Here is a 14941-nt window from a genome sequence, read left to right on the forward strand (position 1 = left end):
TGCTGCGCCTCGCATCCATTGGGGTTGCAGCGTGGTCTGCGGCGAGACCTTGACCAAGCCCAAAGCCCATCGTCTATCTATGTCTATGAGAACCCGCTTCTGAGTCGCACTATGAATGCCCCCACCCAATCGAGCCAATTTGCTCCAGACCTCGCCTTGGAGCGTGTTTCCCATCAGTGGGACAATGATATTGTGGCCCGTCTGTCGGACTACATCGCCATTCCGGCCAAGTCGCCGATGTTTGAAAAGGATTGGCAGGCCCTGGGCTTGATCGACAAGGTCGTGCAAGACGCTGCCGATTGGGTTACGGCGCAAAAAGTGCCTGGACTCACACTGGAGATCGTGCGCATGCCAGGCCGCACACCGGTGCTATTTTTTGAAGTGCCAGCTACCGCAGCGGCTGGTGGCCAAACGGTGCTGATGTACGGCCACCTCGACAAGCAGCCTGAATTTTCTGGCTGGCGCAGCGACTTGGGGCCATGGACACCCAAATACCAGGACGGCAAGCTCTACGGCCGTGGTGGCGCGGACGATGGCTACGCGGTGTATGCCAGCATTGCTGCTGTGCAAGAACTCAAGCGCCAAAATGTGCCGCACCCAAGAATTGTCGGGCTGATTGAGGCCTCGGAGGAAAGCGGCTCGGTGGATTTGCTGCCTTACATTGATGTGCTCAAGCCGCAATTGGGTGATGTGGGACTGGTGATTTGCCTGGATTCAGGCGCAGGCAATTACGACCAGCTGTGGCTGACGACCAATTTGCGCGGCAATATCACCGGCACGCTGAAAGTTGAAATCTTGACCGAAGGTGTGCACTCTGGCGACGCCTCAGGCGTCGTGCCCTCGTCCTTTCGCATCATGCGCCAGGTGCTGGACCGCTTGGAAGACAGCAGCAATGGCCATTTGCTGCCCGAGATTTTCCACTGCGAAGTACCGCCAGAGCGTATTGCTCAGGCACAAGTAACGGCTGGCATTTTGGGTGAAGAAACCTATGCCCGTTTTCCTTGGGCCCATTACGATTGCGGTGGCGCCAGCCTGTTTGCGCTGCCTACAACCACCGACCCGGTGGAGGCCTTGCTCAAACGCACGTGGCGACCTACCTTGAGTATTACCGGCGCTGACGGTCTGCCGAATTTGGCCAATGCCGGCAATGTGCTGCGCCCATATACCGCATTTAAGCTGAGTATTCGCACTCCGCCCTTGGTCGATGCCGCTGCCTGTGTCGAGCAAATGAAAGCCTTGCTGGAAGACAACGCGCCCTACCAAGCCCGTGTGACCTTGGAGGACGTGCATGGCGCCAACGGCTGGAATGCACCGGGCATGGACTCCTGGTTCCAGCAATCACTGGATGCGGCCAGTCAGGCCCATTTTGGCGCCTCTTGCGGCTACATCGGTCAGGGGGGCACGATTCCCTTGATGGGTTTGCTGAGCCAGAGCTTTCCGAGCGCGCAAATGATGGTCTGCGGTGTGCTTGGCCCCAAAAGCAATGCGCACGGCCCGAACGAGTTTTTGCATGTGCCTTATGCCAAAAAACTCACGGCGGCAGTGGCGCAAGTCATCGCCGCGATGTCTGTGGCCCAGGCCACAACATCGGCGGTTTGAGTGGCCAAGCGGGCAGGCGTTGCGCCGATTCTGTTGACTGGCTTTGCGCCTTTTGATGGCGCAGCCATCAACCCCAGCTGGGAAGTCGCACGCGCCTTGCATGGTCGGCAGATTGCTGGCGTGTCGGTCATTGCGGCCGCTTTGCCCGTGGCGTTTGAACTGGCGCTGCCAAGCCTGCAGGACTTGATCGCCCAGCACCGCCCACAATTGGTGGTGTCGCTGGGCTTGGCTGCAGGGCGGGCAGCAATCTCACTGGAGCGCGTGGCGATCAACCTGATCGATGCACGTATTGCCGACAATCTGGGCGCGCAGCCGGTTGACGAGCCGGTCTTGCAAGACGCACCAGCAGCGTATTTCGCGACGCTGCCAATCAAGGCAATGCGCCGCGCCATAGAGATCGAGGGCGTGCCAGCCGAGATCTCCTACACCGCCGGCACCTTTGTCTGCAACCAGGTGATGTTCGCTGCCTTGCATTTCAGCCATGCATTGACTCCAGCCGTGCGCGCAGGCTTGATCCACCTGCCTTGGTCAACCGGTTTGGGCGAGCCAGCACTGGACTTGGCGGTGATGGTCCATGCCATTGAACAGGCGCTGACGGTTGCACTCCACACCCAAAGCGATCTGCTCGAAGCAGGTGGCACCACGCATTAAGGCCTTGCACTGCATGGCTGCCATCTCCCGGCTGGCCAATGCAACTGCTGCCGCAGGTGCTCTCACACTGGGCTTTTCAAACACACCAAACCTGTGATGCCGCTGATCACCAGTGCACTCTCCATCAGCGGGGGTAAGGTCAGGCCCAAATTGCCGCAACGGGTGCTGACGGGCGCTGCGCCTAGCAACTTGTGGGCTGAGCAGGCCTTCTCACCATAGGTGTTCTGACTTGAGCGTTTGCCAGTGTCAAAAAAGAAGTCAACCGGCGCATCAACTGCTGCGTTAGGTGGATGGACTAAATTCATTCCCAGCACGCGCATGGTTTGCGTTGAAGGGCGGTTTTTCATGAGTGAGAGGCTGTGCCACGAACTGGGTCCGCGGCAGTGTTCTGCACCTGCCGAAAGTTGATAGGAGAGATGTGGTTTGTCTGGATTCAGCCTCAAATACAACCCCGCCCTTGATGGTTTGCGTGCAGTCGCAATCATTTTGGTGTTTATGTCGCACGTGCATGCGCCCATGTTCGATGGTGCATTTTTAGGTGTCGACCTGTTCTTTGTGCTCAGTGGCTTTCTGATTACGTCCTTGCTGCTCAAAGAGCACCAACAATCGGGACGATTGGATTACTGGCGCTTTTACAAGCGCCGTTTCTTGCGCCTGGCACCCGCGTTGCTGGTGTTCTTGGCAGCCTATTGGTTGCTTGCCCCGCTGGTTTGGCCCGAGCTGGACGACATCAACCAGGATGTGGTCGTTTCGGCGCTGTATTTGGCCGATTACGGTATTGCCTTTTTTGATAGCCCTGACACGCTGCTGCATATGTGGTCCCTGTCGGTAGAAGAGCATTTCTACCTGGTCTGGCCGCCTTTGCTGGTGCTGTTGCTGGCCTATACAGCGCGCAAACAGCTCTGGCGTCCGGTGCTGCTGTTGGTGGCGCTGATGTTTGTCTGGCGCGTCTATTGGCTCCATACCCAAGGCCAGCAGTTTTACGAAGTATTTTTCCGCTTTGACACGCGCGCTACGGGCATGTTGCTGGGGTGCGCACTGGCTGCGATTGCGGTGCACCGCCCCGAGTGGATGGAAGCTTTGCATGCCCGCCAAAAATACCTGCTGTGGACGCTGCCGATCTTGCCATTTGCCATCATTGGCTATGAGTGGGGTGACGCTGGTGCCTTGCTGTGGGGCATTACGCTGGCTGAACTGGCTGCTGTTGCGATCATCGTCGCCGTGATCAAGCAAACAGGCCTGCTATTTGAGATGCTGAGTCTGCCTGCGCTGGTATGGTTGGGCAAGATGTCCTACGGTATCTACTTGTGGCATTACCCGATCGTGCGCTATTTGCGTGCCAATTTGGAGTGGCCATGGGTGGTAGCCATTGGTCTGCCACTGTCGGCATTGCTGGCGATGCTGTCGTTCTACACGATTGAGCGTTGGGCACTGGGTCTGCGTGACAAGGGCGAGTCGCATGCCAAGCCTGCGCATGCCACAGCACCCGCAAAATATACCGCAGCTTAATTTCAAGCGAGTCAGGTGTGCTTGCTCGCGGGCAGTGCACACACGGTCCTGGATGGCGTTGGCTGTTTTCAGTCAGCGCCATTTTGCATGGAACCTATAGAGCTTCACCCCAGGTGTTGCATGCGCCAATCCATGCGCGAAAACAACACCTCACCCTCGTACAACCCAATGTCTGCACGATCGTGTTGCAGCTGCTGGAATAGACGCAATGGTCTGCTCAGAGGCCCGGATGGGTGCTGGCCTGCCAATAATGCGTGCGCACGGCGCGATGGTCGGCATGTGCGGCGCATGCTGGGCTTATGCCAGCAAAACATGGAGGCTCTCGGGATGGCCGCGCGGCGCGACCGGAGCAATGGCAACCTGCTCCGATAGGTCTATTTGCTGACCTTGCATGCCTCCGAGCGAAGGCTGGCGCAGCGCTTGCACCTAGCTCGTCAGTTTCCCAGGGTTCATTGGCCTAGAGCAGATCGTCTAGCGCAACGAAGCTGCTTGCGCCCAATCCATATGCTGTCTGAACAAATAGCCATCAACCGATGGGCTCCAGCTTGGGTCAGGTATTTCGTAATGAAAGAACAATGAGGGGGTGGGAGTGTGTGGCTGACGCCGCGAAGTCGTTATGCACCAGCTGGAAGAAGGCGGTGCGGGGCAGGGCCGGTGCGCCAACCCGATTGGCGTATCCCGGCTAAGCTTTCGTGGTGCAGGCTGAAGTTTGGTCTGGGTTCTTTGCAGCAATGCTTTGCCGCTTTATCCGGCGACTCGGAACTTATGAAAACGCTGCCCTGCGTGAAGCACATCTGCGACGTGTTCAAACCCCAGCCTTTTAAGACCTCTAGTGCGCAGCCGACTGGGCGGGAGCAAGACACTGACAGTCTCAATGCCGAGTGCAGTGCGGCAGCGCATGAAGTGATGAAAAATCTGGCTTCCTTGTCCCCAGTATTCTGGGAAAAGAACCAAAGCGAAATCGGCCTCCCCATCCTCTTGCTGAAAACCACCCCAGCCTGCAAATTGGCCATCCATTCGGATTGCTAGTGGCCCATAGCCGTTTTCCTTCCATTGGGTATCTTTTCCCTGAGCCCATGCTGCAATCGCAGCTTCATCCCAGTTGGTGTCTGCCAAAGGCATGTGACGGATCACATCTGGATGCTTCAGCAATGTCATCCACTGTTGGACTGGAATGTCAGAGAAGGCGTGGAGTGAGAGGCCCATGTTGTGTGCGAAAAATTGAACAAAGAGATCAAGCTCCACGATGGAAAAGGGTGGGGCGTGATGCGGTTGGTCGCTGGGTGTCTGTGGCAGCTACCACTTGTGCTCTGCATACCAATTTGGCCGGCCTGCATGGAGCGCGCCACATGCCAATGGTCTTGCGTGAGCGCAAATCCAAGACAGCCGCCAGATAAAGCCAGGCACGGTGAGGGCGGCGGAGGCGATATCATTGCCTTCCCTTCTGTGTTGGTTAGCCATGCAGGACTCTCTTACGGGCTCCATCGGCCAAGACCTGCGCCAGTTCTGGAAAGATGACCTCGAGGGCTTCGGGGTGAGAGCCCTTCGCTTGGCCTCGAATCGTCTTTCCCTTTGGGCTGGGATTGATCTGGACGATGAGGCACTTGACTGCAGTAATTGAGTGGCGGAAAGCAGCAGGAGTCGAACCTACCAGGGAGTGTCTAACACCCCCTACCGGGTTTGAAGCCCGGGCGCACCACCGGATGCGTATGCCTTCCACGGTCGTCTGTTTGCCCACTTCAAAGTGCCATTGGGCGGCTCTTTGGGACAGACCTTTGACTGACCAGCGCTAGATTTTATAAGCAACTAGTCCTGCGTGAGTGGCTATTTATCACTTGGCGCCGTAGCTCGCTAGGAGCGTAGCATGCGCGCAATGTCGTATTCAACCTGCCGTGGCTGTGCGAATGTGTCGCTTAACCTGCTACGAGATGCTAACTTTGCTCTGCAAAAAACCTCTATATTTTATACATATCAATGGCTTATATCGCATTGGCGGGGTTTCAAGTCCTTTGACGTGTACCAGCATGGATGCGGTGTTAAGAAATAATTAATTAAAAATGAAGCCAAAAATTTGCAATTCAGTAAAAATAACGCTTTCTAGCGAAGCGCTGAACACAACTTGTTGCTGGAGTGAGAGCGGTCCACGAGATTTTTTAACAAGCCACACTGCGCTAACGAGGGCTGTTGGTTGGAGACTTCTTTAAGAGCTTGTTCGAAATCTCCACGCAGCCGCGTTGCAGCTCCAATGGTGCAAGCTTTGTTAAATATCCTTGCCGGCCAGCCAACCCGATTGCGGTTTTAGCCGCGCATTGCCTCCTTTGGGGCTGCAACGCGGCTGCGTGGAGATTGTGAACAAGGAATCTCTCAATACCTTTATTTCTATAATTTCGTGAATGAAATCAATGGGTCGCTTTTTGCAAATTCGAGGTTTTAGGGGCTGTGAGAGGCTCCCGACATGCTCTAAGGCATGGCAGGGATGCAGGCATAAACCGGTTCCGGCCCTGAATCTGCGTATTTGTTCGGAGTTTGTGGCTAAGCGGTATCGTGAATACGTGCTGTAATGCAGGCACAGTGATTATGCGTGGTGCAAGCACGTCGCCAGTCGCTTTAGGCGGTTGCGGGATGAGTGTGTTATTGCCTGGCACAAGCTTGCAACACTGCATTGACCCATTCATCAGCTATGTCTAATCTTTTACAGCTTGGTTTGCGTGACTTGCCTCTGGATGAGGTGATTTTGATTAAAACCATCTTTCGTTTATCGAGCGAGCAACTCTCGCATACGTGGGAATTGGTTGATGGCGACAGTGCGCATGCGTGGATTGCCGACAGCGCATCATGGGAGCTGGACCGTGCGCGGCAGGCACGCGGTGAGTCTATCGGCCCGACACTGTACTTGAGCAGGCAACAATGCTTGGAAATTATGCCGGCTTTGATACGCCCGATACGCGCACAGGCAATGGTGCAGTGGTTGGCTGAGACGGCGCAAGCTTTATCAGGGACTGCACTGCCGGAAGCCCCTGCTGTGCCAATGCCCGACGGCGCACCTATTGACGCACCGGCTGAAGCACTGATGGCCAGCGAGCATGAGCAATGGGCGATCACCGAGCCTGCCGGGTTGTCGTTTATAGAGCCCGTCAGAGTGGCGCCAGCACCTGCTGTCAAGGTTGAGCCGTTGGTGATTCCTGACGCGCTTGCCCATGCCGCGCCGGCGGTTAAAACCCAGTTGAGGGCGGAGGCTGACTCGGCCGGGCAGAGCGCATCTGGCACTGCATCAGATGCTTTGGCTGGGCCGCAGCTCGATCCCGACTCGCGCTATTTGCTGCGCCGCTGGCCACCTGCGCAAATCATCGGCAATGACGCCAAACGCTTGCGCATCACTTCATTGCTCTCCAAGCAGGCTTTGCAGCTGGATGAATTGTCTAATTTATCGGGTGCAAGCGTCGAAGAATGCGAAGGTTGGATGTCGACCCTGTTACATTCGGAATTATTGGATACGCGTGTGGCTGCGATGCCAGGCGGTGGGCCTGCAATGGCTGAGAATTCGGCCGCGCAGCAATCTGCTGCGCTGACGAATAATTCAGGCATGGCATCGTCACCCAAGCGCAGTTTGAGTCTGGTCAGTGCGATTCGCCGCCGTCTGCGTATTTGATGCCCGTGGGGCTGCCGCTTGCAGCGAGCGTGTCCATCAAGCAAGCCCTTTGTTAACGGATTTATTGCTGAGCTATGACTGAGTACAAATTGCTTTTCACAGGCCCCATGGGGGCCGGAAAAACGACCGCGATTGCTGCCGTGAGTGAGGTCGCGCCGGTGATCACTGATGTGCAAAATACCGACCAGTCAGTGCTCAAGGAGCGGACTACGGTGGGCTTGGATTTTGGCTTGCTGTCGCTCGATAATGGGGACCGTATTCGCCTTTTCGGTACGCCGGGACAAATGCGCTTTGATTTTCTTTGGAAGATCTTAGCCAAGAACGTGCTGGGCATCATTATTTTGATCGACAACTCCAAACCCAAGCCGTTGGAGGACTTGGGCGTGTACCTGGATGGTTTTGCCCAAGAGCTGAGCAAAGACACGCCATGTGTGATTGGTATTGGTAGAGCCGAGTCGCACCCGACGCCCAGTTTGGACGACTATGCCAATGCCGCGAGTGCGCGTGGATTGGTGTTGCCTGTGATGGCCGTCGATGTGCGCGAGCGTGATGATGTTGTGTTATTAATTGACTGCCTTCTTGCACAAATGGAGGCATCCCTACACATGGAAAACAATAAATGAGTGCCGCAAATTCTCCCCTCCCGCCCGTTGTGATCAGCTTGGCGCACAAAGAGGCCCAGCAGCTCATGGACGATATCCTAGAGATCCAAGCAGTGGTCATTGCGTCTGTCGACGGCTTTGATGTGGCCTCAGCGGTGCGCGCAGATATGGATGCCAGCCGCATCGCCGCAATGGCCAGCTCAATTGCAGCCATCAGTGGGGTCGTCTCGCACGAAGCCCAATTGGGCCGCAGCCGCAGCGTGACCATCGATACTGACGCGGGCTTTGCTGTGGTGCGCAGCGTCTACCGCGATGATGTCGAGCTGATTATCAACGTCATTGCCCAAGAAGGGGTGCTCATTGGCGAAGTCGCCTACCGCACGGCCCAACTGGCACGTCAGTTGGCAGAAGCATGAGCGATGCGACCGCCTTGCGCCAAGCGCTGGATCAACTCGCACTTGATTTTCCAGATCTGAAAGGCTGCGTGCTGGTGGAGATCTCCACTGGCATGGTCTGGCATGCGTCAGGGGGCAATGACAATATTGCCATCCTCTCCGAAGCTGCCAGTGATTACTGGCGGCTGTGTGCCCGACTGGAACAACCGTTTGCAGAGCTTGGGGCTTTGCAGGCGTGTGTGTTTTTACACAAGCATGGCCGCATCACGATGTTGCAATGCGGCCACGATATGTTTTTGCTCTCACTGTCCATTCATCTGGCGCCTGTTGATTGGGCTGCATGGCAAAGGCGCACGCAGGCGATCGCACAAATGGTGAATGAACTGTAAAAAAATGTGTAAGATGTAGATGGGCTTATAAGCGATGTTGCGCGATTGCATTATTGCCGCGCAAACGGGTGTCCTCACACGATGCACGCACTGGTCAATGCTTGTGAATATAAGACCGCTTTACAACTCTCTTGTAGGTGTCGTTTTTCGATGGAGCGCCTTGCTCCAATTCAATAGTAGATTCTTTAAATCTTTCGAAAGGATTTAACCGTTATGTCGACAATCAAACAGACCTTGGATGAGCTGATGGAAGTGGATGGCGCGATGTGCGCTGCCGTGGTGGACTCAGCCAGCGGCATGATGCTGGGATCGATTGGCTCTGGCGTGGATTTGGAAGTGGCTGCTGCAGGCAACACCGAAGTGGTGCGCGCTAAAATGAAAACCATGCGTGCGCTGGGTCTCAACGATGTGATTGAAGACATTCTGATCACACTGGGCAAGCACTACCACATCATCCGTCCGGCATCGCGCAAAGATGGCGTGTTCATCTATTTCGTACTGGATAAGCAGCGCTCTAACTTGGCGATGGCACGTCGTAAAGTGCAAGACGTTGATAAGGAAATGACTTTCTGAGCCAAGCGCTTCTCAACCGGCCGTCTGCGCCTGCCTGACTTGGCCTCTGGCATTGGGTGCGTCGCTCTGGGAGCGTGCGCACGACTTGCCGGTGCGTTGCATACACACAGATTGTGAGCCTTTGCCTGGCGCATCAGAGTGCATCATGCTGATGCCATGGCCGATTGCCAGATCGCAGCAGTGAGAGCCTGTTTGCCATCTCCCACAGTCACGCAAGGAGCAAAAAGTGCAATGCAGCATTGCTGCATTGCCTGTTGCCGCTTCTTGTGCTGTGCGACTGCACAGAGCTGATGAACAGGCTCTAAGGCGCGGCCATTGATTCGTCAAGCCCAGGCGACTTTAGTGGTGCATTCGCGTGGGTATCTGCGCTTTCTTGGCCGAGAGTCGGTAGAATCCCTTTCCTTTAAGCTTTGTGCTCGAGACGAGTTGGTCAAAAGCTGACCTCGGGGCACCTGCCAACCATGTCCAGTGCTGCATCTACCCCGCAAGAAATTTTCATCTTGGGTAAAACCAAAGATGGCAAAACCTTTCGCCCTAGCGATTGGTCTGAGCGACTGGCGGGCGTGATGAGCGGCTTCAGGCCGAGCGGCATGCTCCCGGGCAACCACATTGTCTATTCGCCATGGTGTGTGCCAACGGTGATCGATGGAGTCAAATGCGTGGTGGTGCGCTCGGCATTGCGTGACCATGAGCCGATGGCCTGGGATTTCGTGATGAACTTTGCCAGGGACAATAATCTGCAGACACTCGATGCTTGCCTTTTGCCTGATGCGAAGCCCTGATTGATTGCTGCACTCGTCGGTACAAAAAAGGCATTTGAGCGCAGCGCTTGGTTTTTTTCCACTCCGCACACCTGTAGCTCGGGTACGAATTGATTCTTGAGCAGAGAAAATTGGGCTTAATGCTCTATCTGCACTAGAATAGCGGGTTTTCTACACTTCTTCTAATGCAGGAGCCGTCATGGCCAATAAATTTTTCACTGAAGCTGACCGTAAAGCCTCTCCTCGTCCAGTCGCTCCAAAAGGCTACCACATCCCACGTGATGGCGGCGGTCAGCGCGTGAGCGACGAGCGCGGCGTGCACACACGCAGCAAAAAGAACCCAGGTAAGCGTGCTCACCAAGGTTAATTAAAGGGGCGTAAGCCCCTTAATTTTTTTCGGCAATGTCGCGGCGGATTAGTCCGTCGGCACAAGTCTTGGCGGCCACTGCAGCAGGCGTGTTGCAGCAGGCCCATGCATCTGTGTAAAACTCCAGCATCGAAAGAGGAATGGCGATGGCAACTACTTTGTTTGTCGGCGGTGGCAATATGGCGCGTGCCATTATTGGAGGGCTGCTGCAGCAAGGCCAAGCGCCCACCAGCATTGTGGTGATTGAGCCGCACGAGGCAACCCGTTTGGCGCTGCAGCAGGACTTGGGTGTGACTGCCCATGCCGATAGCGCGTCATTGACTGAGCCTGTGGATGTGGTCGTGTGGGCTGTCAAACCCCAGGTACTGAAGCCAGTCATGCAAGCTTTGGCAGTGCAGTTGCACAGCGCCTTGCATTTGAGCATTGCTGCCGGTGTTACCACGGCGGCGATGCAGCAATGGCTAGGCAGCTCTCGTGTCGTGCGGGCCATGCCCAATACCCCCGCTTTGATTGGCAAAGGGATTGCTGGCCTGTTTGCCAATGCGGATGTGAACCAGGCGGATCGTACTGCTGCGGCGGCAGTGCTGCAGGCCGTAGGCGAGGTGCTGTGGGTTGAGGCAGAAGCCCAGCTGGACGCAGTGACCGCTTTGTCCGGCTCTGGCCCTGCCTATGTGTTTTATTTTTTGGAGGCCATGCAGCAAGCTGGCCAGCAATTGGGCCTGTCAGCCCAGCAGGCTTACCAGCTGGCTGTGGCCACCTTTGAAGGTGCATCGGCATTGGCTGCGCGCTCAGAGGAAACACCTGAGGTGCTCAGACAGCGCGTCACCTCCAAAGGCGGCACGACCTATGCGGCCACCACTACGCTGGACCAGCTGGATGTGAAAGCGCACTTCATTGCAGCCATGCAAGCCTGCCATGACCGCGCCGCTGAGATGGCGCAGGAATTTGGCAACTAACAAACCAGTGTGGTCAATCGCCTGCCTAACAGACGGGCGATTAGCTGAGCCGCGCTAGCAGTACGCCAGCGTACGGGGTCGTGGACATGCGCGGCCTACGGCTAACTTGCAGGCGGCGCTGGCGTATCGTCTAGCCATGGCTGGGCAATCTCGGCGACCAACTGTGCCAGACGTGTATCTGTGCCCAATGCTGGGGCCAAGGTCCATTGCAGCTGTGGGTACTGCTGCGCAAGTTGCTGATGCAGTTGAGGCAGGTCTTGTCTGGCATGTGATCCCATGCCGATGAAGACCGGGTAAATCACAATGCTTTGCAGGCTTGGGAACTCGCGCATCAGGGCTTGCGTTGCGGCAAACACATCCGGTTCACACAGCTCCAAATACGCGCAGCGCACAGGAATATGTGGCTTTTGTTGCTGGATCGTGTGCTGCATCCGCTCCATTGGTTCGCGCCACTGGGGATCGCGCGAGCCATGGCCTAATAAGATCAAGGCACTGTTGGCAAAAGCGTAAGTCATGACAAAGATCTGGCTGAGATGCGCTCAGAAATGCGTGGCCAAGGTGGCATCGCGTTTGAAGTCGAAGGTCGAGGTAAAGCCAATCTGGTCGGCCGTACGCCGAATTTCTGGTGTGAAATGGCCAAACGGCCCGGCGGCATAAACGATGGCCTCGCTGATGCGGTCGAGTGTCAAATTGCCTGAGCTGCGGTCAATCTGAACGTCAACAATGCTGCCATCAAAATTGATCAGCACGGTCACCACCAGTTGGCCATAGATTTTTTTGCCATTTTGCTCTGGAAAGCGTGCCGTGCCACGCTCTTCAATGGCGCGGCGCACATTGTCCAGGTACAAGGCAAACGGTGAGTCCTGCGTTGCCGGGCTGACATAACGCTTCTTAGGCCGTTCGTTCTCCAGCTTGACCAGCATTTCCATTTCAGCGAGTTGTTGCACCAGCAGAAGGCGTTTTTCTTCTTGTGCAATCTCTTTGGGGCTGGGGTTTTCCTTGCGCGGGTCGGGCAGCGGGTAGTCAGCCACTGCCTGGCGCAATTGTGCAAGCATGCGGTTTTGCCGCTCACGCGGGGTTTCCTCGCTTTGCTGCGCCTCTTCGGAGTCGTTGCCCAAGCGGGTCAGGGCGGAGTAGGGCGTGGGGCTGGTCGCCCTGCCACTGTCGGCATCGCCGCCGCCGGCCATGGCCACTTGTGCCACGGCCTTGCTTTCTTCCGGTTTTTCGTCAGTTTGCGCATTCACCAGAATGATCTCTAGCGGCTGCGCATTGAGCATGCGGTCAAACGTTTCAGGGCTGACAAAACGAATGGTCAGCAAGACAGCATGCACTGCCAGTGACACGACCAAAGCGATCGTGAAAACCGACATATTACGAAGAAAAGAGGGCAGCTTCACGGTAGGTACTTATCCTGCGGTAGTGGTCGCTGTGTCAGCTTCGGGATTCATATCCACGGCGATAGTCAAGGATTCTGACAGTGGTGCCTCGTCCTCTTCGCTGTCGTCCTCGCTGGACTCCAGGCTGCTGTCCAGGCGCGCAATGACCGTGGCATTGACATCCAGAGCCAGCAAGTCGATCTCACCGAGTTTGATGCGCACCCGGCTGCCGCGCGCCATGTCGCCAGCGCCCATGACGCGCACGACCAGTGGCAGGGTGTCGGCGCGCACGACTGCCGGCTCGCCGCCCTGGGCATCTTTGATGATGGTTGCATCCAGCTCGTTGATGCCATTTTGTTGTACGTAGCGCAAAGTCCAGTACCGCTCCATGTCATTTTGGTAGCGGTTGTAGGCAGTGTAGGCGGCATCAAAGGCGCTGATAATGGAGAACAACTCCGCATCTTTGGGCTTGAATGGTGCCACCAGCGCTGCAGTTTGGCCATTTTTGACCGCGGCAATGATCTGCCACTGGTTGACCAAGTCCACGTAGCGGCGCAGCGGCGATGTGGCCCAGGAGTAGCAGGCCACGCCCATGCCTGCGTGGGGCAGGGGTTTGATGCCCATACGCACTTTCATGCCAGGCGCAAGGCTGTGTTGGCTGCGGTAAATAGCGGGCACGCCCAGGCCGCCTAGCCAGCTGCCCCAGTGGCTGTTGGCGACAATCATGCACTCGGCGACCATCAAGTCCAGCGGTGCGCCACGTTTGCGGGTGCCAATTTCGACGGTTTCGGAGCCATCCGGGAAGTCGCCCGTTTGTTGCCGCAGGTGGAAGGTGTAGTCTGGGCGACTGAAGGTCTCGGGCTTGCCTCGAATGACCTCGCGGCGCGATTTGAGCTCTTGAGCGAGTCGGAACAAAAACGCCAGTTGCGGATGCAGTTGCACCAGCTCTGGCGGCACCGGTCCTTGTTCGGGAGCTGGAGCGGTCGTGGCCGTGCTGCTACCCAGCCAGTCCTGCGTGACGATGTGGTCTATCTTGTCGTGGCGCAGGTTATGGACGGTCGTGACCTGCTCCAGGCGGGTGTCGTAGCCCAGCGGCTCCAGCGTCGCCTCGTCAAAGCGTACATACAAGGACAGCGCCGGGTTCGCGCGGCCTGCGTCGAGCGTGTAGGTTTGCACGACTTCGTCGGGCAGCATGGTGATTTTGGCGCCCGGCATGTAGACGGTGGACAGGCGTGCGCGAGCAATCTGATCCAGATCACTGTCTTTTTCAATTGACAGAGCGGGCGCGGCAATGTGGATGCCTAGGGTGACTTCGCCCGTGCCCAAGCCTTGAATGGACAGCGCATCGTCGATTTCCGTGGTGTTGGAGTCATCAATCGAGAAAGCCTCAACTTGCGCCAGCGGCAAGTCGGCGGGCGGCTTGGGTGCGCTGGTCGTGGCAAAGCCATAGCCTTTGGGGAACTGGTCAAACAAAAATCGTTGCCAGTGGAACTCGTAATCCGAGCGTATCGCGCCAGCGCGCTGCAGCAGCGTCAACGGCGGCAGCTGGGTCGTGCGGGCCGCCTCTACAACGGCTTTGTACTCAGCGGCATTTTTATCCGGTTTGAACAAGATTTTGTAGAGCTGCTGGGAAATCGGCTCTGGCGTTGTGCCATTGGCCAATTCGCCTGCCCAGGCCTCAATCTGCAATTGAGTCTGGCGTTTTTTCTCAATCGCAGCCAAGGCCAGCTGCACGGTTTCTTGCGGCGCTTTCTTGAAGCGCCCCTTGCCTGCGCGGCGGAAGTAATGCGGCGCCTCATACAGGCGCAGCAGCGCCGCAACCTGGTGGGCGGTATCGGCATCGGCGCTGAAATAGTCTTTGGCAAATTCGGCAAAACCAAATTCGTCTTCTGGGGCAAACTCCCAAGCCAGTTCCAGCTCAATCTCAGGAGCAATTTCTTGGGCACGCGCCAGCAGTGCCTGCGGCGTGGGCTTGTCAAAACTCAGCAGCGCATTGTTCTTTTTGACCTTGACGCGTTTGCCGCTGTCGAGTTCAACCTGGGTCGAAGCATCGGCTTCGGAGAGGATACGGCCAGCGAGAAATTTGCCAGCTTCTTCAAACAATAAGTACATCG

General features: G+C 56.4%; 16 protein-coding genes and 1 tRNA gene. 11 read left to right on the plus strand and 6 right to left on the minus strand.

Annotated elements, in window-relative coordinates:
* Positions 1-111: 111 nt before the first annotated feature.
* Together E8K88_RS06705 and pcp are read left to right on the plus strand one after the other, a co-directional pair.
* Positions 112-1599, plus strand: a complete 1488-nt coding sequence (locus E8K88_RS06705) for a M20/M25/M40 family metallo-hydrolase (protein ID WP_136405890.1) — start codon at positions 112-114, stop codon at positions 1597-1599.
* The gene (gene pcp, locus E8K88_RS06710) at positions 1600-2250 is read left to right on the plus strand and encodes a pyroglutamyl-peptidase I (protein WP_205880036.1); all 651 of its coding nucleotides are present in this window, start codon (positions 1600-1602) and stop codon (positions 2248-2250) included.
* Between the two features lie 62 nt (positions 2251-2312).
* Here pcp and E8K88_RS06715 read toward each other — a convergent pair whose 3' ends face one another.
* The gene (locus E8K88_RS06715; protein ID WP_136405891.1) at positions 2313-2597 is read right to left on the minus strand and encodes a hypothetical protein; all 285 of its coding nucleotides are present in this window, start codon (positions 2595-2597) and stop codon (positions 2313-2315) included.
* A gap of 76 nt (positions 2598-2673) precedes the next feature.
* Between E8K88_RS06715 and E8K88_RS06720 the strand changes: the two genes are divergently transcribed.
* Entirely contained in the window at positions 2674-3759 is a 1086-nt protein-coding gene (locus E8K88_RS06720; protein ID WP_240754375.1) for an acyltransferase family protein, read from the plus strand.
* Between the two features lie 744 nt (positions 3760-4503).
* Here E8K88_RS06720 and E8K88_RS06725 read toward each other — a convergent pair.
* Together E8K88_RS06725 and E8K88_RS06730 are read right to left on the minus strand one after the other, a co-directional pair.
* Positions 4504-5004: a GNAT family N-acetyltransferase gene (locus E8K88_RS06725; protein WP_240754376.1), complete on the minus strand. Its 501-nt coding sequence runs from the start codon at positions 5002-5004 to the stop codon at positions 4504-4506.
* 377 nt (positions 5005-5381) lie between these two features.
* A tRNA-Sec gene (locus tag E8K88_RS06730) sits at positions 5382-5477 on the minus strand.
* Between the two features lie 962 nt (positions 5478-6439).
* Between E8K88_RS06730 and E8K88_RS06735 the strand changes: the two genes are divergently transcribed.
* The 8 genes from E8K88_RS06735 (at position 6440) to proC (ending at position 11451) form a co-directional block, all read left to right on the plus strand.
* Complete coding sequence (locus E8K88_RS06735; RefSeq protein ID WP_136405892.1) at positions 6440-7408, plus strand: hypothetical protein; 969 nt, start codon at positions 6440-6442, stop codon at positions 7406-7408.
* 74 nt (positions 7409-7482) lie between these two features.
* Positions 7483-8031, plus strand: coding sequence for a GTP-binding protein (locus E8K88_RS06740; protein ID WP_136405893.1), 549 nt, complete (start codon positions 7483-7485; stop codon positions 8029-8031).
* Entirely contained in the window at positions 8028-8426 is a 399-nt protein-coding gene (locus tag E8K88_RS06745) for a roadblock/LC7 domain-containing protein (RefSeq protein WP_136405894.1), read from the plus strand. The genes E8K88_RS06740 and E8K88_RS06745 overlap by 4 nt, the downstream gene beginning before the upstream one ends.
* A complete protein-coding gene (locus E8K88_RS06750; RefSeq protein ID WP_136405895.1) occupies positions 8423-8794 on the plus strand; it encodes a hypothetical protein in 372 nt (123 codons plus the stop codon). Before E8K88_RS06745 ends, E8K88_RS06750 begins: the two co-directional genes overlap by 4 nt.
* 213 nt (positions 8795-9007) lie before the next feature.
* Entirely contained in the window at positions 9008-9367 is a 360-nt protein-coding gene (locus E8K88_RS06755) for a hypothetical protein (RefSeq protein ID WP_136405896.1), read from the plus strand.
* 461 nt (positions 9368-9828) lie between these two features.
* On the plus strand, positions 9829-10149 hold the full coding sequence (locus tag E8K88_RS06760; protein WP_136405897.1) for a DUF3579 domain-containing protein: 321 nt from the start codon (positions 9829-9831) through the stop codon (positions 10147-10149).
* 178 nt (positions 10150-10327) lie between these two features.
* Entirely contained in the window at positions 10328-10495 is a 168-nt protein-coding gene (locus tag E8K88_RS18005) for a hypothetical protein (RefSeq protein ID WP_168797266.1), read from the plus strand.
* A 146-nt stretch (positions 10496-10641) separates the two neighbouring features.
* The gene (proC, locus tag E8K88_RS06765) at positions 10642-11451 is read left to right on the plus strand and encodes a pyrroline-5-carboxylate reductase (protein WP_240754377.1); all 810 of its coding nucleotides are present in this window, start codon (positions 10642-10644) and stop codon (positions 11449-11451) included.
* 101 nt (positions 11452-11552) lie between these two features.
* Here the strand turns inward: proC and E8K88_RS06770 are convergent, their stop codons facing one another.
* The 3 genes from E8K88_RS06770 to E8K88_RS06780 are packed head-to-tail and all read right to left on the minus strand — an operon-like array spanning position 11553 to position 14939.
* Entirely contained in the window at positions 11553-11966 is a 414-nt protein-coding gene (locus tag E8K88_RS06770) for a sirohydrochlorin chelatase (protein WP_136405899.1), read from the minus strand.
* A gap of 24 nt (positions 11967-11990) precedes the next feature.
* Entirely contained in the window at positions 11991-12848 is an 858-nt protein-coding gene (locus tag E8K88_RS06775; RefSeq protein WP_136405900.1) for a TonB family protein, read from the minus strand.
* A 9-nt stretch (positions 12849-12857) separates the two neighbouring features.
* Positions 12858-14939, minus strand: a complete 2082-nt coding sequence (locus E8K88_RS06780) for a ribonuclease catalytic domain-containing protein (RefSeq protein WP_136405901.1) — start codon at positions 14937-14939, stop codon at positions 12858-12860.
* Positions 14940-14941 lie beyond the last annotated feature (2 nt).

The sequence above is a fragment of the Lampropedia aestuarii genome, from assembly GCF_004803635.1.
Classification (GTDB): Bacteria; Pseudomonadota; Gammaproteobacteria; order Burkholderiales; family Burkholderiaceae_C; genus Lampropedia; species Lampropedia aestuarii.